This window comes from Kribbella antiqua (assembly GCF_004345665.1).
Classification (GTDB): Bacteria; Actinomycetota; Actinomycetes; order Propionibacteriales; family Kribbellaceae; genus Kribbella; species Kribbella antiqua.
Window position 1 is genome coordinate 150,045 of sequence record NZ_SLWR01000013.1, and the last position, 20,431, is coordinate 170,475.

Genomic DNA, 20,431 nt, shown 5'->3' on the forward strand with positions numbered 1-20,431 from the left:
GTAAACGGCTGATAAGGTTTCGTCAATATCTCGTGCAGGAGTTCGGGGAGGACTTGTGGCCGACGAGGCGACAGCGCAGATCCGGGGCCCTTATCGCAAAGGTGTCGAGCGCCGGGAGCAGATCATCCGGAGCGCCTCGGACGTGTTCGGGGAGCTCGGGTACATCGGTGGGTCGCTGCGGACCATCGGCGACCGGGTCGGCGCTTCGCCGGCGACGCTGATCCAGTACTTCGGCAGCAAGGAGGGCCTGCTGGCGGCAGTCCTGGAGGACTGGACGAAGCAGCAGAGCCGGTCGTCGCTTGCCGATGACCCGCCGGGGCTCGCGTACTTCCGTGCTTTGATCACGGTGACCGAGTTCCACGTCGAACACCGCGGACTGCTCGAACTGTTCATCACGATGGCCGCCGAGGCGACCAATCCCGGCCATCCGGCCCGGCAGTTCATCCAGCGCCGCTACGACACCGTCCTGGCGAAATGCATCGGAAAGCTGCGCGAAGCTGTCGACCGTGGCGAGGTCGCGCCAATCACCGATGAGCAGATCGCAGCCGAGGTTCGCATCCTGATCGCCGTACTCGACGGCGTCGAGCTGCAATGGTTACTCGGCGCGGACATCGACCTCCCCGCCGTGGTCAGCAGGCACCTCGAGCAGTCAATCGCCAACTGGAAGACCGGCCGGACCCTTTCCTAGAGGTTCGTCTGGGCTTCGAGGTCGTCGGGGTAACGGCCGCCCTGGATCTCGATCCGGGAGGACGCTTCGGTGAGCTGATTCAGCTCCTCGGTCGTCAGCGTGATGTCTGCGGCCGCGAGGTTTTCCTCCAGCCGGTGCAGCTTCGTCGTACCGGGGATGGGGACGATCCACGGCTTCCGGGCGAGCAGCCATGCGAGAGCGATCTGTGCGGGTGTCGCTCCCTTGGCGGTGGCGAAGGACTGGATCTGATCGACCATCGCGGCGTTGTGCTGCAAGGCGTCCGCACCGAAACGCGGGATGCGCGCGCGGAGATCGTTGTCCTGGTCGAAGGTGCTCGAGGCGCTGACGGTTCCGGTGAGGAAGCCCTTGCCGAGCGGGCTGAACGGGACGAAGCCGATGCCGAGTTCCTCGCAGGTGGCCAGGACCTCCTGCTCGGGCCGTCGCCACCACAGCGAATACTCGCTCTGGACAGCTGTCACCGGCTGTACGGCGTGGGCGCGGCGGATCGTGCCCGCCGCTGCCTCGGACATCCCGTAGTGCTTGACCTTGCCGGCCTCGATCAGCTCTTTCACCGCCCCGGCGAACTCTTCGATCGGCGCCTCGGGGTTGACGCGATGCTGGTAGTACATGTCGATCGCGTCAACTCCGAGCCGTTGCAGCGAGCCCTCGACGACACGTGCGACTTCCTCCGGGCGGAGCATCCGGCCGGTGGGTTTCCGCTCCGCCGGGTCGATGTCCGCGGCGAACTTCGTCGCGATGACGACGTGGTCGAGGTACGGCGCGAGCGCCTCCCCGACGAGTTCCTCGTTGGCATGCGGCCCGTAGATCTCGGCAGTGTCGAAGAAGGTGACACCACGCTCAACGGCCGCGTGCAGCAGCGAGATCATCTCCTTCCGGTCCGGCCGGCCGCCGTATCCACCGGTCATCGTCATGCAGCCAAGCCCGATAGCCGAGACAACCAGGCCGCCCGTTCCGAGAGTGCGTTTCTGCATTGTGGTTCTCCAGATCCTTATGAGCCTGTTTTGGCTACCACGAGGAGGCCGGCGAGGGAGATGGCGGCGCCGGTGATCATCAGGGTAGCCATGGGGATGGCGGTGTGTTCGCCGCCGAGGCCGGCGATGGGGGCGATGGTGCCGGCGGCGACCCATTGGACGAAGCCTTGGACGGCAGAGCCGGTGCCGGGGTGGTCGGGTACGGCGGCCGAGGCGAGGGCGCCGCCGTTGGGGATCATCAGGCCCTGGGCTGTCATCAGCACGAAGAAGCAGGCCATGGCCAGGATCAGCGGGGTGTCGAACCACACGGCGCCGACCAGCATCGCGACGCCGGACGCGAGAGCGGCAAGCTGGCCGAGCAGGATGAGCTTGCGGGTGGAGACCCGTCCGGCGAGCCGGGCGGCGAGGAGTGCGGCGACGGTCATGCCGGCGGCGTTCGCGGCGAAGTCGATCGAATACGCGACGGGCGACAGCCCGTTCATCGACTGCAGCACGAAGGCCGACGTAGCGACGTACGCGAAGAGGGCGCCCATCGCGGCTCCGGCGACCACGACGTAGCCGACGTACTCGCGGTTGCCGAGCACGACTCGGCCCGCGGTGACGAAGTTGCGCAGACCACCGCCGTGACGACGCTCGGGTGGCAGTGATTCCGGTACGGCGATCAGCACGGCCAGCGTCATGGCGACGCCGAGAGCCGCGACGGCCCAGAACGAGACGCGCCAGTGGGACAGCTGCAGGATCGCGGCGCCGAGGAGTGGACCGACGATCGGGGCGATTCCGCCGACGGCGGCGATGACGTTCAGCACGCGGACGAGCTGGCTGCCGCGGGCGAGGTCGACGATCACCGCCCGGCCGATCACCATCGCCCAGCCGCCGGCGAAGCCCTGCACGAAGCGGGCCGCGGTCATCACGCCGATGGTGGGCGTGAGCGCGCACACGATGGACGCGGCAGTCATCGCGAGGATCGCGGCGAGCAGCGGAACGCGCCGACCGCGTTGGTCCGAGACCGGTCCGCCGACCAGTTGGCCCAGCGCCATGCCGACGAAGAACGTCGTCAGGGTGAGCTGGACCTGCGTGGCGGTGGTGGTCAGGTCGGCGGCAACCCGCGGGAAGGCCGGCACGTACATATCGGTCGCCAGCGGCGCGATCGCGGTCAGGAAGATCACGGTCGCGACCAGCCCGGCGGTGAGCCGGGCCTGGCGGCGCGAGCGGGTTGCCGGTGGGACGTCCACCTGGGTGGCGAGGTTGGTCACGGCCGGAGCAGGACCTTGATCGCTTGACGGGTGTCCATCGCCTGGTAGCCGGCGGCGGCTTCGTCGAGGGGGAGCTCGAGGTCGAAGACGCGGCCGGGGCGGATGGTTCGGGTCCAGATTCGGTCCATGAGGTCGGGTAGGAAGCGTCGTACGGGGGCGGGGCCGCCGTGGAGGTGGACGTGGGAGAAGAACAGTTCGTCGCCGTTCAGGGCCACGTCGTGGGTGACACCGACGTACCCGACATGACCGCCGGGGCGGGTGGAGCGGATGGCCTGCATCATCGATTCCTGGGTGCCGACGGCCTCGATCACCGAGTGCGCGCCCAGGCCGTTGGTGAGTTCCTTGATCCGTTCGACGCCGGCGTCGCCGCGTTCGGTGACGATGTCGGTGGCGCCGAACTCGAGGGCCAGCTGCTGGCGGGATTCGTGCCGGCTCATGGCGATGATGCGCTCAGCGCCGAGTTGCTGGGCGGCCATTACGCCGAGGAGTCCGACGGCGCCGTCGCCGACGACCGCGACCGTCTTGCCGGGACCGACCTCGGCGGCGACGGCGGCGAACCAGCCGGTGCCGAGGACGTCGGAGGCGGCCAGGAAGTCCGGCACCAGGTCGTCGTCGGGGACCTCGGGGGTGGCGACCAGGGTGCCGTCGGCCAGCGGCACCCGCATCCGCTGCGACTGCGCGGCGCCGGAGGTGCCGAGGATCTCGCGGTGGACGCAGGAGGTCTGGTAGCCGGCCTGGCAGATCTCGCAGGTGTTGTCGGAGGCGAAGAAGGAGCCGACGACGAACTGGCCGGGCTTGATCGACGTGACCTCGGAGCCGACCTCTTCGACGATTCCGGCGTACTCGTGACCCATCGGCATCGGCTCCTCGACCTTGTCGGCGCCGCGGTACGGCCACAGGTCGGAGCCGCAGATGCAGGTCGCCGACAGCCGGATGACCGCGTCGGTGGGCTTCAGGATGGCCGGCTCGGGCCGGTCCTCGACCCGGACATCGCCGGGCGCGTGCATGACGACACCACGCATCGGTGGAACATCTCCTCGTATCGCTGGGTGATTGCCTGTCCAGTCAACGCCGCGCGGGATGGCTGAGGGAGTCTCTGTCGTGACGTGTACTGACAGTGCATCCCAACCGGGCGAGGGACGTCGTACCGTCGTTGCTATGGACAACCGCGCCGAGGTCCGCGAGTTCCTGATCTCGCGGCGAGCGAAGGTCACCCCGCAGGAGGCGGGGCTGCCGGTCGTCGGCGCTCGCCGGGTGCCGGGGCTGCGCAGGGGTGAGGTCGCTGCGCTGGCAGGTGTCAGTGTCGAGTACTACTCCAAGCTGGAACGTGGAGCGCTCGGTGGCGTTTCCGCCTCCGTGCTGGACGCGATCGCCCGCGCGTTGCAGCTCGACGACGCCGAACGGACCCACCTGTTCCATCTGGCCCATGCAGCCGACGGCACGAGTGCGGGGATGCGTCCGCGCCGCCGGGCCGGCAAGCGCTGGACGCCGCGGCCGAGCCTGCAATGGGTGCTCGAGAAGTTCACCGCCCCGGCGATCGTCCGCAACGGGCGCATGGATCTATTGGCCTGCAACCATCTCGGCCGGGCCATGCACTCCTCCCTCTACGACATCTCCGCGCAGCCGAACTTCGCCCGCTTCACCTTCCTCGACCTGGAAGCGGCCCGCGACTTCTACCCGGACTGGGACGGTGCGGCCGACATCTGCGTCGCGATCCTGCGCACCGAGGCCGGCCGTGACCCGCATGACAAGGAACTGCACGACCTGGTCGGCGAACTGTCCACGCGCAGCGACGAGTTCCGCCGCCGCTGGAGCAGCCACAACGTCCGTACTCACGGCGCCGGCACCAAGCGCTTCCACCACCGCGAAGTGGGTGACCTCGAACTCGCCTACGAAAGCATGTACATGATCTCCGACCCCGGTCTCACCCTCACCTTGTACGCCGCCGAGCCGAGCTCACCGACCGCCCACGCCCTCGATCTCCTCGCCTCCTGGACAACCGCAGCCACCCAACCAGAGACATAGCCGGGTCAGGACGGTGGGGGAGCAGTCGTCCGGCGGGTGACCAGGGTGGGAGAGAGCCTGACCTGGGCCGATGGCCGCTCCCGGTCGCGGATCCGATCGAGCAGCAGGCGGGCTGTTTCGGCGCCGATGTGGTGGCCGGCCTGGTCGACGCTGGTGAGTGAGACCGGCCCGAGCGCGGCGACCGTGGTGTTGTCGTAGCCGGCGACGGAGAGGTCGCCTGGGACCGAGACCCCGGCCTCGGCGACGGCTTCGAGCACGCCCAAGGCGACGACGTCGGCGCCGGCGAAGATGGCGGTGGGGCGTTGCGACCGCGCGAGCAGTTGCTGTGCGCCGGCGTACCCACCTTCTTGGGTGTAGGTGGTGGAGACGATGTCGATCTCGTCGCCGAGCCCGTGGGCCTGCATCGCCCGCTTGTAGCCTTCGGCTCGGATCGCGTTGGGCATCTCCGCAAGGCGATCGGGGTCGGTCTCGGCGTGCTCGATGTGGGCGATCCGGCGGTGGCCAAGGCTGACGAGATGGCCCACGACGAGTGCGGCGCCGGTGAGGTCGTCGTCGGACACCGTGTCGTAGGCATCCGAATGCCCGTGCCGGCCGACGACCACGGTGGGCACGGATCTGGCGATGTGTTCCAGCCGGGAGCGGGACGAGATCGGCGCGACCAGGACCATGGCGTCCATGCCGCGGTCGATCATCGCCTCGGTGACACGTGCCTCCGCCTGCGCGTCGTTGCAGCCGCCAGGTCCCAGCAGGACTTGGTACGGCGTATCCCGCAGCGCCTCGGTGAGTCCGTCCAGGATCTCGGGGAAGAACGGGTTGCGGATGTCGGGGAGCATCACGCCGATGGTGTAGGTCTGCCCGCGCATGCCTCTCGCCGAGGCATTGGGCCGGTAGCCCAGCTCTTCGATCGCCTGCTGCACCTTGGCCCGCATCGCCGGACTGGCGCCGTACGCGTTGCGCAGGACCTTGGAGACGGCAGTGGTGGACACCTGTGCGTGCTGAGCGACGTCGACGATGGTGACCCGCCGTGGCGGCGTGGGCTTCTCCACGTGACCCCTCCCGCTCGTACATCACATCTGAGAAACGTTATCCAGAGCTTACACGGCTGAAATATTGACCTCTCAGAAGTCCACCCCTAGAGTCTGGACAACTTTTTGGGCAACGTTACCCACAATCGATGAAACGTTTCATGGGAGTTGGGGTTCGGCTGTGACCACTGCCTCGAGTGACAGGCTTTCGAAGACCACAGCGGGTGTGCACGTCGGCTTCCGGCGTCGGCTCGACAACACACCGCCCTGGTGGTTCGCCTTGCCTGCGATGGTGTTGTTCGCCTTCGTCGTACTGGTTCCGAGTGCTCGAGGTGTGTACTACGCGTTCACCGACTGGGACGGGCTCGACCCGAACTACTCGCTGATCGGCCTGGACAACTTCACGGTGGTGTTCCACGACCCTGACGCCGTACAAGCGATCTGGCACACGCTGCTGATCGCGGCGGCGATCACGATCATCCAGAACGGAATCGGCCTGCTGCTGGCCCTCGGGGTCAACAGCGCGATCAAGTCCCGCAACATGCTGAGGGTCTTCCTCTTCGCACCTGCCGTGGTCACTCCGATCGTGACGGCGTACCTGTGGCGCAACCTGCTCGGGCCGGACGGTGCGGTCAACAGTCTGCTGGGCGCCGTCGGCCTGACGAGGTGGCAGCAGGACTGGCTGGGCAATCCGGATCTCGCGCTGTGGTCGATCGTGGGCGTGATCGTGTGGCAGTTCGCCGGGTACTCGATGGTGATCTTCCTGGCCGGCCTGCAGTCCGTGCCCCGGGAGGTCTACGAGGCCGCGGATATCGACGGTGCCGGGCCGGTACGGCGGTTCTGGTCGGTCGTCCGGCCCCTGCTCGCGCCGGCGTTCACCATCAACCTGATGCTGTCGATCATCGGCGGCATCAAGCTGTTCGACCAGGTGTACGCGCTCACCGGTGGCGGACCAGGGCATGCCACCGACACGTTGTCGACCTTGATCTACAAGGACGCGTTCACGCTCGGCGAGTTCGGGTACAGCGTCGCACTCGCGGTCGTGCTCACGATCATCGTGGCCATCGCTTCCACCGGACAGTACGTCGTCCTGGCGCGGAACGAGAGGGCTGCCTCATGAACCGCTACCGCCGCCGTACTTTCGGGCTCGAACTGGTGATGATCGGCGCTGCCTTCGTGGTCGGCTTCCCGCTGTATGTCCTGGTGAATCTGGCGGTCAGACCCACCTCCGACACGTCCTCGCCGCTGCGGCCGACCGCCTCGCCGACGATGGAGAACTTCACCGAGGCCTGGCAGCGTGGCGCGCTCGGCGGTGCGCTGTTCAACAGCGTGGTGGTGACCGTCTTCAGTGTGATCGTCGTACTGGCGATCTCGTCGTTCGCCGCCTATCCGCTCGCCCGTGCGACCGCGCGGTGGTCACGGGGAATGTTCCTGCTGATCATGCTGGGCCTGGCGTTGCCGTTCCAGCTGGCGGCGCTGCCGCTGTACCAGACCATGCGCGACCTCGGCCTGCTCGGCACCCCCTGGGCGCTGGTTCTGTTCTACTCCGGCCTCCAGGTGCCGTTCACGACCTTCCTCTACATCGGCTTCCTGCGCGCGCTGCCCCGGGACTTCGAGGATGCCGCTCTCATCGACGGCTGCACGCCCGTACAAGGTTTCCGGTACGTCGTCTTTCCGATGCTGAAGCCGATCACGGTGACTGCCCTGGTCCTGAACGCGGTCGCGGTCTGGAACGACTTCTTCACGCCGCTGCTCTACCTCAGCGGCAGCGGGCAGCAGACCATGCCGGTCGCGATCTCCGGCTTCGTCGGTCAGTACGTCACCAACTGGAACCTCATCTTCGCCGCCCTCGTGATCAGCATCGTCCCGATCCTCCTCGTGTACTTCGCGCTCCAGCGCAGCATCATCAACGGCTTCGCCGGCGGACTCAAGGCATGACTCCATCAACCACTCCATCCGGGAGAAAATCATGAGAACACCCAGACTGGCTGCCCTGATCGCCGCGACGACCGCCGTGGGCTTGCTGGCCGCCTGCAGCGGTGGCACCAACGCCGGCAGCTCCGGTGGCTCGGGCGACTCCGGCGAATCCAAGGTCCTGACCCTCGCCTCGGTCGACCAAGGCTCCATCGAGGACGTCGTCAAGGCGTTCGAGAAGGCCAACCCGGGCGTCGACGTACGGTTCACCACGGCCGGCGCCGACCAGTACACCCAGCAGATCCGGACCCAGCTCGCCTCGGGGTCCGCGCCGGATGTGATGACGGCGTGGCCGGGCAACGGGAACGCGGCGACCACCTTCGTCCTCGCCAAGTCCGGCTACCTGATGGATCTCTCCGACCGGCCGTGGGCCGCCAAACTGCCGCCGCTGATGAAGAGCCTGTCGCAGTACGAAGGCAAGACCTACACCGGACTCTTCGGGCAGAACGGCATCGGTGCCATCTACAACGACGGCGCGATGAGCAAGGCCGGACTCACACCGCCGGGAACGTGGAGCGAACTGCTGAACTTCTGCAAGGCCGGCGCGGCCAAGGGAACGCCGGCGTTTGCCCTGGGCAACCAGGACAACTGGGTGACCCAGATCGTCCTTTACGCGCTGGTAGCGACGAATGTCTACGGTCCGGACAAGGACTTCGACAAGAAGATGCAGGCGGGCCAGGCAACGTTCGCCGGATCGAACTGGAAAGTTGCCCTGGGCAAGTACCTGCAGATGGAGAAGACCGGTTGCTTCCAGAAGAACCCGCTCGGCACCAGCTACGAGGCCAGCCAGACGCTCGCCGCCACCGGCAAGACGCTCGGCATCGTCCAGGGCAACTGGGTGGTCGCGTTGCTCAAGGGCAAGAACCCGGCCGGCAAGTTCACGCTCAAGGCGCTTCCTGGTAGTGACAACCCGGCCGAGTTCATCATGCCTGCCGCGGCCGGTGCCGGGTACGCCGTGAACGCCAAGGCGAAGAACAAAGATCTTCCGCTGAAGTTCGTCGACTATTGATGTCGCCCGAGGGGATGAATCTGTTCGTCACGAAGCAGGGCGGTCTCCCGTCGATTCCCGACACCGGGTTCAGCGCCGACCCGTCGCTGGCCGAACTGACGAAGTACATCAACGACGACCGGACCGTGCCGTTCATGGACCAGCTCTGGCCCAACCCCAAGGTGCAGCAAACGATGCTGAGCGGCATCCAGCAACTGTTCAGCGGCCGATCCACTCCGGATAAGGTGCTTGAGGCAATGGACACCGACTACAAGGCAGGTACGTGACCATCACAGAACTGGCGGGCCGCGTTGCGCTCGGGGTTGCCGGCATGTCCTTCGAGCCGCGTGACCGTGCTGCCGATCTCGCGACGATCCGAGCCGGCATCGACGCGGGTACGGCGATCCTCGACACGGCGCGTGCGTACACCCGGATCGATGTGCCGTCGTACGGCGAAGAGCTGGCAGCGGAGGCGGCTCGCGGTACGAGCGCGATCGTCGGAACGAAAGGTGGTCATTCGCGCATCGGCCCGACCACCTGGGATGCGGACATCAGCGAACGCCGGATCCGGTCCGACGTCGAGACCAGTCTGCGGGTGTTCGGACGCCTCGACCTCTACTACCTGCATCGGGTCGATCTCGCCGAGCAGCCGGTGGAGGAGGGCGTCGGGACTCTCGCGGCCCTTCGCGAGGAGGGGAAGCTGGCCCGGATCGGTCTGTCCAACGTCAGCGTCGTCGAGCTCGAGCGGGCGGCGGCAGTCGCCCGCATCGACGCCGTACAGAATCACCACACCGCCATGGGTCGCGAGTCTGCCGACGTACTCGAGTGGTGCGAAGCCAATGGCGTGGCGTTCTTCGCCTACTCACCGCTGCGATCGTCGGCTCCGGCCCCGCACCTTGCGGACGCGGCAAAGGCACGCGGCGTTTCGGTACAACGCCTGCAACTGCGCGCGTTGCTGGCGTCATCGCCCGTATTGTCAGTGGTTTCGGGCGCGACCCGACCCGAGACAGTCCTCGACTCCCTGGCCGCGGAGTCCGAACCCTGGGACGAAGCCCTCGCGGCCGCCTACACCGCAGACCAACCCACGTAGTCGGCGCGTAGGGAGTCTCTGGCGGTGGGTGTACTGGTAGGGCCTCCCTCGGCTGGGGTGAGGGTGTTTATCGTGGCGGGATCATGGCGCTCATTCTTGTTACCGGTGCTTCGGCCGGCCTTGGGCTCGCGAATGTAGCGGCTCTTACCGACGCCGGGCACGACGTCGCTCTGCATGCACGAAACCGCGATCGCGTTGTGGACCAGAGTGTGCGCGAGGTCTTGTACGGCGATCTCGCGCAGCTGGATGAGACGGTGAATCTCGCGCGGCAGGCGAATGAGCTCGGCCGGTTCGATGCCGTCATTCATAACGCCGGGGTGCTCAACGGTCCCGACGTGTTCGCGGTGAACGTTGTCGCGCCGTACGTGCTCACCGCATTGATGACGCCGCCGGCGCGTGCGATCTTCCTCAGCAGTTCGATGCACAGATCAGGGTCGACCGACCTCCGCGCTCGCTCTCGGTCCTATTCGGACAGCAAGTTGTATGTCACAGCGCTGGCGATGACGCTCGCCGTACGACGGCCGGCCTCGATGGCGCACGCGGTCGACCCTGGGTGGGTGCCGACGCGGATGGGCGGGTCCGCGGCGCCCGACAGCCTTGAAGAAGGCCACCAAACTCAGGAATGGCTCGCCACCGCCGACGAATCCGAGATCAGCCCTCGGTCGGGCGCCTACTGGTATCACCGCAAGCCGCGCCAACCCCACCCCGCCGCTCACGATCCGCGGTTCCAGCAAGGTCTGCTGCGCCTGCTCGAAGAACACACTGGCATCGGCTTCCCGGCATAACCCACGTGTCAGGCTGGGCGGTGTTCGCGCCCCGCGACCACCACCAAACAACCCTGGGCGGAATGAAGCCGGTCTCTCGCGTGTTGACATGTCAACCTGTGTCAATCAGATGGGAGTGGCGGTCATGAGTGACCTGTTGTTCGGTCTCGACACCTTCGGTGACATCCCGGAGGACGACGAGGGCCGGCCGGTCTCGGATGCGGCGGCGATCCGGCAGGTCGTCGAGGAGGCGGTCCTCGCCGACGAGCTCGGGGTCGATGCCATTGCGCTCGGTGAGCATCACCGGCCGGAGTACGCGATCTCGACCCCGGAGACGGTGCTGGCCGGGATCGCCGCGCGTACGTCGCGGATCCGGCTCGGGTCCGGCGTGACCGTGCTGAGTTCGGACGACCCGGTCCGGGTGTTCCAGCGTTTCGCGACCGTCGACGCGCTCTCGAACGGGCGGGCCGAGGTGATCCTCGGGCGCGGCTCGTTCACCGAGTCGTTCCCGCTGTTCGGGTACGACCTGGCCGATTACGACGCTTTGTTCGAGGAGAAGCTGCAGCTTTTCGTTCAGCTGCTCGACGAGAAGCCGGTCACCTGGAGCGGCACCACCCGGGCCGCGCTCGACAACGCCGATGTCTATCCCAAGACCGAGTCCGGCCGCCTGACGACCTGGGTCGGGGTCGGTGGAACGCCGCAGTCAGTCGTGCGTACGGCGTACTACGGTCTGCCGCTGATGCTGGCGATCATCGGTGGATCGCCAGACCGATTCTCGTCGTACGTCGATCTCTACCGGCGTGCGGCGGAGCAGTTCGGGACGATCGCGCATCCGGTCGGGATGCACTCGCCGGGCTTCATCGCCGACACCGATGAGGAGGCGAAGGAGCTGTTCTATCCGCGCTACAAGGTCGTCCGCGACCGGATCGGGGCGTTGCGCGGCTGGCCGCCGGTACGTCGGGAGGAGTTCGACGCCGAGGTCGCGCAGGGTTCGATGTACGTCGGTTCGCCGGAGACGGTGGCCCGCCGGATCGCTGGTGCGGTGCAGCAGCTCGGGGTCGGGCGCTTCGACCTGATCTACACGGCCGGCTCGCTGCCGATCAGTGCCCGGCTGAGGGCGGTCGAGCTGTACGGCTCGAAGGTGATCCCGATGGTTCGCGACCTGTTGGCGGAGTGAGCATGACGACAACGATTGGCATTCTCGGTGCGGGCAAGGTTGGCACGGTGCACGCCCGTCTCGCGGTGGCGGCCGGGTATCGGGTGCTGATCGCCGGCTCGGGTGAGGTGTCGAAGATCGCGTTGATCGTCGAGATCGTCACGCCCGGAGCCGTCGCGACGACAGCGGCCGAGGCCGCCGCGCAGGCCGACGTCGTCATCCTCGCGCTCCCGCTCGGCAAGTACCGCACCATCCCGGCCGAGGCGTTGCGCGGCAAGCTCGTGATCGACGCGATGAACTACTGGTGGGAGGTCGACGGCATCCGCGACGACCTCCCCGACCCGCGGACGACGTCCAGCGAAATCGTGCAGGCCTTCTTGCCAGACTCACACGTGGTCAAGGCCTTCAACCACATGGGCTACCACGACCTCGAGGACGGCGCTCGTCCGCAAGGCGCCCTGGACCGCAAGGCCATCGCGATCGCCGGCGAAGACACCGCGGCGGTCGCCGAGATCGTCGACGCGCTCGGCTTCGACCCGGTGATAGCCGGGCCATTACCCGAGGGCGCCCGCTTCGGACCCGGCACCGAACTCTTCGGCGCCAACGTCAACGCCACCGAGGTCCGCGCCATGCTCGACCGCTTCCGAGCCCCCGACAAGGACGCCGCAGCGTAGATAGTCCTTCAGCGCCAGTGGGTGAGGGCTTGCTCCAGCGGCGGCGGACGGTCATTGCGAGTGGGCGTCATGGTTATGGGGTGCTCCTGCGGACGAAGTCGGTGGCTGGGCGACGTGAGGTGGTGGCCGGTGGGTGGGCCTGGCCGAAGCGGATCACCATGTCGGCGTAGCCGGACTTCCCGGTGATGTGCTGGACGGCGCGACGGAGGTCGTCGTACTCGAGTGGCTGGTTCAGGAACGAGGCTGCGACGCCCTCGCGGGTTGCGGTCAGCAGCACGCGTTCCAGCGCGAGGCCCGCCATCACCTGGTCCGCGGGCTCGTCGTTGTCCGTCGACAGTACGGCGATCGCCGGGTGCTCCTCGAAGGTGGCCCGAGCCCGGGATCGATCGGCGGGCCGTGTCCCCATATCGCGGAATGCCGTGCGGTACGTTGCGGCACGAGGTCCGAGCGCGGCCGACGGGATGCCTTCGGTCGGGCGGTCGCCACCGACCCAGCGTGCGCGTTCGGCGGTGCGGTGCCAGTCACCGATTTCGCGGAGGTCGCTGTCCAGGAACATGTCGAGGATGGAGCTGACCTGGTCCTCGGACAGCCAGGTGAGCGTGGCGCCCTCGGCGTACGCGGCGAGGACCAGTTCGATGCGCGTCTCCTGGGCCAACCCGGCGCTGTGGACCGGTTCGCGACTGGTGTGCCGGCGCGGGATCTCGGCGTACAGGTCTCGCAATTGCTGATCCGGTACGCCGGAGTCGACCACGATCCGGGCGAGTAGATCCGGCTCCTCGGGAACCGGGGCAAGCCCGAGCCAGGACTGGTACCCCAGTTCGGCCGCGGCGCAGCGCAGATTGAACGTGGCCGTGCCGGCGGCGATCCGCAGCGCCCGCCCGGTCGGGTCTTCTGCGGGCAGGGCCCGTGATCCGTCCAGGTAGACGTCGACTACGCGACCGTCGACCTCGAATCGCCACGGCTGGGTGTTGTGCATACTCGGCGCCGCGACGGCGGCGGTGAGCAGTACGTCGAGCTGTTCCGTCGACAGCTGGTCTTCCGGCATCGGACCCTCCTGGTCGGCAGGTCGCACTAGTTTCCTCAGGCAACCCGTGGGATGTGTGTCAGGACGTCGGGCGCTGGGCCCAGGGCTGGAGGCGGCGGCCGGTGAGGGACTCGGTGCCGAGGCGGATCAGTCGTTGATTGCGCAGCGGAGCCCAGGTGTGCAGCGGCAGTGTTCGTTTGAGGGCTGCGGCCTCGTCCGGCGACACCACGGACAGGTGGCCCACCGCGGTGACGGTCCAGCCGAGGTGACGGTCGAGATCGATGTCGTCGGCTTCGAACGCGACGACATCGCCTCGCTCGGCCGCGCGGAACTTCTCGCCCTCGTCCGAGATGAACACGACGGTGTCGCCGTCGACACAGAAGTTGACCAGCCGCACCGCCGGCATGCCGCCCAGCGTGAACACCAGCCGGCCCACCGGCGCCGATCCGAGCAGCCCCAGGCACTCCCACTCGTCGAGGATCTCCAGCCCCGACTGGTCGAAGCGTGCCGTCGCGCCCATCACAATCCATCCTCCAGCCGGTCGTCGATTCGTCACGCAGGTATTACGAAGCCTGCGTCTCTCATCACACCTGCTCCGGCCCATCGGACATCAGTGCCGTACGTCACCCACCGGACGGGACCTTTGGACGTTGGCCAGTGGATACCTTGCGTGATCGACACGGCTGGGGGATGACGGCGACGGGCCTGGATCAGAGGCGAAGGACCGAACGGCTGGGACTTTCGACCCTGACCGGGTGGGAGAGCGCGGCGGCAGTCTGGAGGCACAGGGGAGCTTGACGGCTCGCCGGGGCACGGAGCACACACCGAGACAGAGGGCGGTCACGATCCACCGTCAGCAGACGGTCTCCGAATCCCGGCGAGCCGCAGGCCATGTGCGAGCTCAGCTGGTGAGCGATTGGATGTCGGCCCGGAGGGAGCTGCGACCGGGCTAGATCGTGTTGTCCGTGCAGGGCTGAACCACCGGTAGCACGCGGTTGACGAGCTCGTCGCGGAAGCGGTCGGGCTGGGTGAAGGCTGCGAAGTGGCTGGCGTCGTCGATCAGGGCGAGCTCCTTGTGGGGCGCGTCGAGGTGCTCGAAGTACTCCTGCGCGAGGTCGGTCAGCGTTAGTACGTCGCCGGCGCCCTGGAACACGAAGACGGGGACCTCGAAGCGGGGCGGCAGATCGTAGGCGTTGAAGGACATGTACTCGCGGAACATGGCCTTCTGCGTGGCCAGGAAGCCTGCGAGTAGATGCCACGCCTCGCGCTTGCTGTAGACGCCGCCCTTGAGCGCCAGCGGGAACAGCAGCTTGGTGACGGCGTTGGGTGTGACCGGGTCGGTGGCCATCGTCCACTTCATCTTGAGCTGCCACGCCTTGAGGTCCCAGGAGGCCGGATCGCCGCCGATCTTCTCCAGGTCGCGGACGGCCTTGGTGTTCCCGGCCGCGGTCACGCGCTCGAGGCAGCGGGCGTAGCCGAGCGCCTCGTTGCGGTGCATGTCCGCGTAGAGGTCGGTGGTGACGAGCGCGGAGTAGAGGTCGGGACGGCGCTGGGCCAGCGGCAGGCCGATGATCGTGCCCATCGAGCCGGCCATCAGGACGATCTTGTCCTTGTCGAGGTGGCTGCGCAGGAACTCGGTGACCTCGATCGCGTCCTCGAGGTGCCGCTCGAAGGGAGCTGTCTGCTTGGTCCCGCGGGCGCGGGTCTTGCCACAGCCGCGCCGGTCCCACTGGACGACCGTGAAGTGCTGCTCCCAGGACCGGATCAGCGGGGTGAACACGGCGTACGGCGAGCCGGGGCCGCCATGCAGGACCAGAAGTACGGGGTTGCCGGCGCTCTCGCCGCGGATCTGGATCCACTGCTCGACGCCGCCGATGGACAGGTAGTGCTGCTCGTTGATCGTCATGTCGCTGACCATACACACGTCTTAGACATCTGTACAAGACGACTGTCTGAGAATTCTGTATGATGCCGGGTATGGGAAACCGTGAGGCCCTGATCCAGGGCGCCAAGCAGTGTCTGTTCGAGAAGGGCTTCACGCGTACGACGGCGCGCGACATCGCCACCGCGGCGGGAGTGAGCCTGGCCGCGATCGGGTACCACTTCGGCTCCACGGAGGCGCTGCTCAGCCAGGCGCTGTTCGCGGCCGTGGAGGAGTGGGGCGGGCGGCTGAGTCAGGCCATGGCGGCCGGCGGTGACCCGGCGGCGATCTGGGACGGCGTCATCGAGTCGGTGCGGTCCGACCGGGCGATGTGGACGGTCCAGTACGAGCTGGTCGGGCAGATCGACCGCGCGGAACAGCTCCGGACGTTTCTCACCGAATCCCAGCGGTACGCGCGCAGCGAACTGGGCGAGCTTTTCGGTTCCTCGGCCGAGGGGGAGGAGCAGCGGCTGCTGGCTGGGCTCTACCAGGCGATCCTTGGCGGGCTGGTGATGCAGTGGCTGATCGATCCCGAGAACGCGCCGAGTGGCGCTGACATCGTCGCCGCGCTCAGTCTTGCTGCCCGCCGCGGCGCGTCAGAAGTTGAAGGTGATGACCATGAAGGTGCCGACGGCCAGGGCTAGCGCGCAGAGGATTGCCCCGATTGCAGCCAAGGGCTTGGCGCCGCGGTGGCCGGTGAGGGCGGCGATTGCGAGGGCGATGCCGGGGAGGGCGAACGGGAAGGCGGCGTACTGGCGGAAGCCGTCCATGTTCATCGGGAGGAGCGGCGCCGCCAAGCCGGCCAGACCGAGGATCATGGCAGCGAGCCCCAGCAGCGCGCCGCCCTTCGGAGGAGCCGGAGGCCCTGCAGGCACGGGCTGTTGCGCATAGGGCGGCCAGAGGTGTTGCGGATAGTCGGGGCCTGGCTGTTGCGGATGCGGGTGCGGCTGAGGTGGTCCGGGGTGCGCGTTCTGTTCGGGCCGCGGGCCGTAATTCATGGGCACTCCAACTCGTGGCTTCTGCCCATGCTTACCAACTCGCGGGTTCAGCTGAAGGGTGCGCCGAACCACTTGGCTAGGTGCGTAAGCAGATCCTGCTGGTCCTCGCCGACCCACGCCACGTAGCCGTCGGGCCGTAGCAATGCCGCGGGGAAGTCCAGTTCGTCGCTGACATCGACGATGTGGTCGACCCGGTCCGCCCAGCCCACGACCGAGAGCTGGCCGGTCTGGTCGAGCAGTACGCCGCGGCCGTCGTACATCTGCTCGTAAAGGTGTCCCCGCTTCAGCTCCACGTCTCGCAGCCGCCGGCCGAGCAGTTCGTGGCCCTCGCCGAAGTCGTAGCGGATCCCGATCGCGGTGACCTTCTCGATGAGATACCGGTTGACGTTCTCGAAGTCCATGAGCTGCGTCAGCAGCCCGCGCACCGCCTGAGGCCCAGGCTCGATGGACATCAGCTCCATCTGCGCGCGAGTGTTCTCCAGTACGTCGGCTGCCACTGGATGCCGTTCGGTGTGATAGCTGTCGAGCAAGTCCTCAGGGGCCCAGCCGTTGATCTCGGCGGCCAGTTTCCAGCCGAGGTTGAACGCGTCCTGGACGCCGAGGTTGAGCCCCTGCCCGCCGACCGGCGGATGGATGTGCGCCGCGTCGCCGGCCAGCAGCACCCGGCCGGTCCGGTAGCGCTCGGCCAGGCGGGTGGCGTCGCCGAAACGCGAGAGCCAGCGCGCTGAGTGCACGCCGAAATCGGTCCCGGCGACCGCCAGCAGCTGCTGCTTGATTTCCTCGAGAGTCGGCGGCACGGCCCGGTCGTCGGCCACGCCCGCGGCAGGTACGCCGACGCGGTACACCCCGTCGCCAAGAGGTATGGCGCCAAACCGCAGCTGGGTTTTGCGTACCTCAGCCACGACGGCGGCGATCGTCTCTGGCGGAGCGTCCGCCTTCATCTCGCCCAGCAGCGTGTCGACCTTGCTTGGCTCACCGGGGAAGCCGACACCCAGCAGCTTGCGCACCGTACTGCGGCCGCCGTCGCAGCCGACGAGATAACGCGAACGCAGTTGCGTGCCGTCGGCCAGCTCAGTGGTCACCCCATCGTCGTCCTGGCGCAGCCCAACCAGCTCGCTGCCGCGCCTGATCTCGGCGCCGACCTCGGCGGCATGCTCGGCCAGCAGGCGGTCGGTGATGGTCTGTGGGATGCCGAGGATATAGCCGTGGGCGGTGTCCAGCCGCTCCGGCGAAGGCTTGCGAATACCGGCGAAGAAGCCGCCGAGCGGATACTGCGTGCCAAGCGGCAGGAACCGCTCCAGCAGACCGCGCTGCGCCATCACCTCGATGCTGCGCACGTGCAGTCCCATCGAGCGGACCACGGGCGTCGGCTCCGGCTCCTTCTCCACGACAAGCACCTGTGCGCCGTGCAGCCGCAACTCGCTCGCCAGCATCATCCCGGTCGGTCCGCCGCCGGCAACGATCACGTCAATCATGAAAACCCCGATTCGATAAGCCAATCCGGGATTCTCCAGCACGAAGCGGGGCTTGCGGCAAGTCCCCTACCGCGTTATATGTTGAAAGTGGCAGGGAGAGACGATTCTCCTTGCCTTTGTTTTTGCCGGCCGAAAGTCAGGCCCGGCCAAACACCAAGTCCAACCACCCACGCCACAACGTGAGCGACTCCCCGCGACTCTCATCTCGAGGTCTCCGTCAGGCGGCGTGCGGCGGTTGGGTCGTGGGCTGGGAGGATGACCAGGCCGGGGTTTTGGGCGGTGCCGCTCCTCAGGCGAACTCATTTAGACCCGGATCAGCCCATGGACGATCAGCATCGCCCGGGGCGCCGAACCTCCCGGTAGATCGTGCTCCCCGCCGGATAATCAGTACGCTCGCCGGCCGCCAGCAACCGACCGATCAGCCCAGCCGGCAACCCCACCAAGACAGCTCCCCGCCATCGCCGCCACGACGTCTTCATCGACCACCGCCCGGCATCTCCCACCCGAGCTCATTCCCGGCGACGGTACGACGACTTCCGCGCACTGCGGTCGGGACGGATCGAGCGGGTAGTGTCGGTGGGAGGAGACCGGAGGCAGTCGATGAGTGACGAGGCGGATCAGAAGGTCAGTCCGCGTTTGCGGGCGAAATTGGATGACGCCGGCTCGGAGCAGGACGTCGAGGTTGTGGTCGCGCTGGCGCCGCCCGAGCTGCCCACCGAGGGCAGCCGCGGACAGAAGATCGCTGTCGCCAAGCAGCGGTTCGAGCGTGACGTCGCATCGATGAGCGAACGGATCACCTCCTCCGGTGGCAAGATCATCGACACCGCGTGGATCAACTCGACCATTCACACCAGGCTCCGGGCCGAGCAGGTCGACGATCTGGCCACGGACGACCACGTTGTCGCTCTGGACCTCCCGGCGAAGCTGGAAGCCGAGGACTAAGCGAAGTGGGCTAGCCCCTTGCCCTTCGCCGACACCGTGCCGCGGGAGATCCGCTTGGCTTCGTTCACGAGCTTGTCGCGGAGCTGGCCTGGATCGAGGGTGGGATCCTTCTCCAACCAGAGAGCCAGCATGCCGGACACATGCGGAGCCGCGTAGCTGGTCCCGGCGCCTGCGTCTCCGAAGCCGCCCGCTATGAGACATGCCGCGATGTTGCCGCCGGCACCGCCGCCGGGAGCGACGACATCCGGTCCGGATCGCGGCCCAGCCGGTCCACGGCTGCTGTAGTCTTCGACCGCCTTGCCGTCGAGATCTGTCGCGCCGACGACGATGATGCCCTCGGCCTCGGCAGGGCGGGTCATCGTCGCGCGTCCTGGGCCTCGGTTGCCCGCACTCTTGACCACTACCATTCCCAGCGCCCAGGCAGCTTCCGCCGCGACGGCTTCCGGGCTCTTGGTGCTGGTGACTGGGCCGGCACCCCACGAGCAGTTCGCGATCGCTGCCCCATCCTCCAGTGCGTGCTGGATCGCGAGGCCGCCGCTGAAGCTGTCACCGTTGAGTAGGTGGCTTGTGGCGAGCACCTTGTAGTTGTAGATGGTCGCGCCGGGTGCGATGCCCCCGTTGTCGATGTCGTCCGCCGCGATGATCCCGGCGACCGCCGTACCGTGGCTGCTTGGGTTGCCCCACGGCTCAGCGGTGAAGTTCCGGCGTTGGACAACCCGGCCGCGGAGTGCGGGGTGCCTCAGCGCCACCTCCGTGTCGATGACCGCGACGGTGATGCCCTTGCCGGTGAGGTGCTCGGCGTCGAAGAACGCCGGGTAGCCGATCGCTGTGTGGTTGCGGGCAGTGGCGTCGGCTTCGAGTCGCCGGGGAACGTCGACCGAAGTGACGTTGTGGTCGGCGCAGACATCCGCCAGGACCTCGGGGCCCGCCCAGGTGCGCAAGGTGTGGTTCAGCCAGCAGATCTGGGTGACCAGGGTCGGGATCTGCGGGACTCCGACCATCTCGGGCGCCGGTCCCAGCGACGTACCGGAGAGCCTTTCGATCTCGTTGTAGACATCGCCAACCACCTGGTACGCCGATGTCCGGGCGGTGTGGACCAGTGCGCTGCGGAGCATCGTCGTGTTCGGGTAGGCGACCGTACTATCCGCGTGCGTCTCTGTGCCGATGGCCGACCAGTTCGACAGCTCCCGGGGAATCGGGACGCGCGGAGGCGTGGCCGGCGCGGCGAACTCGACCACGGTGGGAATGGCAGGCATACCAGTCGGCGCTGCGCGGGCGACGGCCTCCAGACCGAAGCCCGGCGCGACTGATCGGCGACTCAGACTGACGGTCAGGCAGAAGTCGTCAGTGGACTTCGCTTCAAGCTCGCTGCCATACAGGGAGCGGACCGTCGCGCGGGCGTCGGCGACGGCCGCGCGCCGCTCTTGTGCGGTTGCCATGTT

Annotated in this window: 22 protein-coding genes; 12 read left to right on the top strand and 10 right to left on the bottom strand. The window is 67.4% G+C overall.

Annotated features, from left to right (window positions below; all coding sequences use genetic code 11):
• Positions 1-55 precede the first annotated feature (55 nt).
• Positions 56-688, top strand: a complete 633-nt coding sequence (locus tag EV646_RS32485) for a TetR/AcrR family transcriptional regulator (protein WP_132155441.1) — start codon at positions 56-58, stop codon at positions 686-688.
• Here EV646_RS32485 and EV646_RS32490 read toward each other — a convergent pair.
• Genes EV646_RS32490 through EV646_RS32500 form a run of 3 tightly spaced genes read right to left on the bottom strand, consistent with a single transcriptional unit; the run spans position 685 to position 3,955 of the window.
• On the bottom strand, positions 685-1,680 hold the full coding sequence (locus EV646_RS32490) for an aldo/keto reductase (protein ID WP_132155443.1): 996 nt from the start codon (positions 1,678-1,680) through the stop codon (positions 685-687). The genes EV646_RS32485 and EV646_RS32490 overlap by 4 nt on opposite strands.
• A gap of 17 nt (positions 1,681-1,697) precedes the next feature.
• Positions 1,698-2,933 carry a multidrug effflux MFS transporter gene (locus EV646_RS32495; protein WP_132155445.1) on the bottom strand — a complete coding sequence of 412 codons (1,236 nt, stop codon included), beginning with the start codon at positions 2,931-2,933 and terminating at the stop codon, positions 1,698-1,700.
• Positions 2,930-3,955, bottom strand: coding sequence for a zinc-dependent alcohol dehydrogenase family protein (locus tag EV646_RS32500; RefSeq protein WP_132155447.1), 1,026 nt, complete (start codon positions 3,953-3,955; stop codon positions 2,930-2,932). The genes EV646_RS32495 and EV646_RS32500 overlap by 4 nt, the downstream gene beginning before the upstream one ends.
• Positions 3,956-4,091: 136 nt before the next feature.
• Here EV646_RS32500 and EV646_RS32505 point away from each other — a divergent pair, with 136 nt between their 5' ends.
• Positions 4,092-4,958, top strand: coding sequence for a helix-turn-helix transcriptional regulator (locus EV646_RS32505; protein WP_132155449.1), 867 nt, complete (start codon positions 4,092-4,094; stop codon positions 4,956-4,958).
• A gap of 5 nt (positions 4,959-4,963) precedes the next feature.
• On the opposite strand, the gene EV646_RS32510 is transcribed toward EV646_RS32505, so the two are convergent.
• Complete coding sequence (locus EV646_RS32510; protein WP_132155451.1) at positions 4,964-6,004, bottom strand: LacI family DNA-binding transcriptional regulator; 1,041 nt, start codon at positions 6,002-6,004, stop codon at positions 4,964-4,966.
• Between the two features lie 160 nt (positions 6,005-6,164).
• Between EV646_RS32510 and EV646_RS32515 the strand changes: the two genes are divergently transcribed.
• The 8 genes from EV646_RS32515 (at position 6,165) to EV646_RS32545 (ending at position 12,629) form a co-directional block, all read left to right on the top strand.
• On the top strand, positions 6,165-7,103 hold the full coding sequence (locus EV646_RS32515) for a carbohydrate ABC transporter permease (protein WP_199237329.1): 939 nt from the start codon (positions 6,165-6,167) through the stop codon (positions 7,101-7,103).
• Positions 7,100-7,921: a carbohydrate ABC transporter permease gene (locus tag EV646_RS32520; protein ID WP_132155452.1), complete on the top strand. Its 822-nt coding sequence runs from the start codon at positions 7,100-7,102 to the stop codon at positions 7,919-7,921. Before EV646_RS32515 ends, EV646_RS32520 begins: the two co-directional genes overlap by 4 nt.
• A 31-nt stretch (positions 7,922-7,952) precedes the next feature.
• Positions 7,953-8,966, top strand: a complete 1,014-nt coding sequence (locus tag EV646_RS32525) for an ABC transporter substrate-binding protein (protein WP_199237330.1) — start codon at positions 7,953-7,955, stop codon at positions 8,964-8,966.
• Positions 8,967-8,980: 14 nt separating this feature from the next.
• Positions 8,981-9,232, top strand: coding sequence for a hypothetical protein (locus tag EV646_RS39610; RefSeq protein WP_199237331.1), 252 nt, complete (start codon positions 8,981-8,983; stop codon positions 9,230-9,232).
• The gene (locus tag EV646_RS32530) at positions 9,229-10,035 is read left to right on the top strand and encodes an aldo/keto reductase (protein WP_132155454.1); all 807 of its coding nucleotides are present in this window, start codon (positions 9,229-9,231) and stop codon (positions 10,033-10,035) included. The genes EV646_RS39610 and EV646_RS32530 overlap by 4 nt, the downstream gene beginning before the upstream one ends.
• 83 nt (positions 10,036-10,118) lie before the next feature.
• Positions 10,119-10,820, top strand: a complete 702-nt coding sequence (locus EV646_RS32535; protein WP_132155456.1) for an SDR family NAD(P)-dependent oxidoreductase — start codon at positions 10,119-10,121, stop codon at positions 10,818-10,820.
• Positions 10,821-10,944: 124 nt separating this feature from the next.
• A complete protein-coding gene (locus tag EV646_RS32540) occupies positions 10,945-11,976 on the top strand; it encodes an LLM class flavin-dependent oxidoreductase (protein WP_132155458.1) in 1,032 nt (343 codons plus the stop codon).
• 2 nt (positions 11,977-11,978) lie between these two features.
• Positions 11,979-12,629 carry an NADPH-dependent F420 reductase gene (locus tag EV646_RS32545; RefSeq protein ID WP_132155460.1) on the top strand — a complete coding sequence of 217 codons (651 nt, stop codon included), beginning with the start codon at positions 11,979-11,981 and terminating at the stop codon, positions 12,627-12,629.
• A 73-nt stretch (positions 12,630-12,702) separates the two neighbouring features.
• On the opposite strand, the gene EV646_RS32550 is transcribed toward EV646_RS32545, so the two are convergent.
• From EV646_RS32550 to EV646_RS32560, 3 genes are all read right to left on the bottom strand, one after another.
• Positions 12,703-13,674, bottom strand: coding sequence for an Acg family FMN-binding oxidoreductase (locus EV646_RS32550; protein WP_132155462.1), 972 nt, complete (start codon positions 13,672-13,674; stop codon positions 12,703-12,705).
• A 58-nt stretch (positions 13,675-13,732) separates the two neighbouring features.
• Positions 13,733-14,173 (bottom strand): pyridoxamine 5'-phosphate oxidase family protein, encoded by a 441-nt coding sequence (locus tag EV646_RS32555; protein ID WP_158291079.1) that lies wholly within the window; start codon positions 14,171-14,173, stop codon positions 13,733-13,735.
• A 429-nt stretch (positions 14,174-14,602) separates the two neighbouring features.
• Positions 14,603-15,559 (bottom strand): alpha/beta fold hydrolase, encoded by a 957-nt coding sequence (locus EV646_RS32560; RefSeq protein WP_132155466.1) that lies wholly within the window; start codon positions 15,557-15,559, stop codon positions 14,603-14,605.
• Between the two features lie 71 nt (positions 15,560-15,630).
• On the opposite strand from EV646_RS32560, the gene EV646_RS32565 reads away from it, so the two are divergent.
• On the top strand, positions 15,631-16,218 hold the full coding sequence (locus tag EV646_RS32565; protein WP_132155468.1) for a TetR/AcrR family transcriptional regulator: 588 nt from the start codon (positions 15,631-15,633) through the stop codon (positions 16,216-16,218).
• Here EV646_RS32565 and EV646_RS32570 read toward each other — a convergent pair.
• Together EV646_RS32570 and rox are read right to left on the bottom strand one after the other, a co-directional pair.
• Positions 16,171-16,572 (bottom strand): hypothetical protein, encoded by a 402-nt coding sequence (locus tag EV646_RS32570; protein WP_132155470.1) that lies wholly within the window; start codon positions 16,570-16,572, stop codon positions 16,171-16,173. The two genes, EV646_RS32565 and EV646_RS32570, sit on opposite strands and share 48 nt — an antisense overlap.
• A 47-nt stretch (positions 16,573-16,619) precedes the next feature.
• Positions 16,620-18,047 carry a rifampin monooxygenase gene (gene rox / locus EV646_RS32575; RefSeq protein ID WP_132155472.1) on the bottom strand — a complete coding sequence of 476 codons (1,428 nt, stop codon included), beginning with the start codon at positions 18,045-18,047 and terminating at the stop codon, positions 16,620-16,622.
• Positions 18,048-18,647: 600 nt separating this feature from the next.
• Here rox and EV646_RS32580 point away from each other — a divergent pair.
• A complete protein-coding gene (locus tag EV646_RS32580; protein WP_132155474.1) occupies positions 18,648-18,989 on the top strand; it encodes a hypothetical protein in 342 nt (113 codons plus the stop codon).
• Here EV646_RS32580 and EV646_RS32585 read toward each other — a convergent pair.
• Positions 18,986-20,428, bottom strand: coding sequence for a S8 family peptidase (locus tag EV646_RS32585; protein WP_132155476.1), 1,443 nt, complete (start codon positions 20,426-20,428; stop codon positions 18,986-18,988). The genes EV646_RS32580 and EV646_RS32585 overlap by 4 nt on opposite strands.
• Between the last annotated feature and the right edge of the window lie 3 nt (positions 20,429-20,431).

Coding starts and splice junctions, on each gene's coding strand:
- EV646_RS32500 (WP_132155447.1), bottom strand. CDS start 3,955: ATGCGTGGTGTCGTCATGCACGCGCCCGGCGATGTCCGGGTCGAGGAC.
- rox (WP_132155472.1), bottom strand. CDS start 18,047: ATGATTGACGTGATCGTTGCCGGCGGCGGACCGACCGGGATGATGCTG.
- EV646_RS32540 (WP_132155458.1), top strand. CDS start 10,945: ATGAGTGACCTGTTGTTCGGTCTCGACACCTTCGGTGACATCCCGGAG.
- EV646_RS32555 (WP_158291079.1), bottom strand. CDS start 14,173: ATGGGCGCGACGGCACGCTTCGACCAGTCGGGGCTGGAGATCCTCGAC.
- EV646_RS32580 (WP_132155474.1), top strand. CDS start 18,648: ATGAGTGACGAGGCGGATCAGAAGGTCAGTCCGCGTTTGCGGGCGAAA.
- EV646_RS32565 (WP_132155468.1), top strand. CDS start 15,631: ATGGGAAACCGTGAGGCCCTGATCCAGGGCGCCAAGCAGTGTCTGTTC.
- EV646_RS32570 (WP_132155470.1), bottom strand. CDS start 16,572: ATGAATTACGGCCCGCGGCCCGAACAGAACGCGCACCCCGGACCACCT.
- EV646_RS39610 (WP_199237331.1), top strand. CDS start 8,981: ATGAATCTGTTCGTCACGAAGCAGGGCGGTCTCCCGTCGATTCCCGAC.
- EV646_RS32550 (WP_132155462.1), bottom strand. CDS start 13,674: ATGCCGGAAGACCAGCTGTCGACGGAACAGCTCGACGTACTGCTCACC.
- EV646_RS32525 (WP_199237330.1), top strand. CDS start 7,953: ATGAGAACACCCAGACTGGCTGCCCTGATCGCCGCGACGACCGCCGTG.
- EV646_RS32545 (WP_132155460.1), top strand. CDS start 11,979: ATGACGACAACGATTGGCATTCTCGGTGCGGGCAAGGTTGGCACGGTG.
- EV646_RS32505 (WP_132155449.1), top strand. CDS start 4,092: ATGGACAACCGCGCCGAGGTCCGCGAGTTCCTGATCTCGCGGCGAGCG.
- EV646_RS32520 (WP_132155452.1), top strand. CDS start 7,100: ATGAACCGCTACCGCCGCCGTACTTTCGGGCTCGAACTGGTGATGATC.
- EV646_RS32535 (WP_132155456.1), top strand. CDS start 10,119: ATGGCGCTCATTCTTGTTACCGGTGCTTCGGCCGGCCTTGGGCTCGCG.
- EV646_RS32560 (WP_132155466.1), bottom strand. CDS start 15,559: ATGACGATCAACGAGCAGCACTACCTGTCCATCGGCGGCGTCGAGCAG.
- EV646_RS32585 (WP_132155476.1), bottom strand. CDS start 20,428: ATGGCAACCGCACAAGAGCGGCGCGCGGCCGTCGCCGACGCCCGCGCG.
- EV646_RS32490 (WP_132155443.1), bottom strand. CDS start 1,680: ATGCAGAAACGCACTCTCGGAACGGGCGGCCTGGTTGTCTCGGCTATC.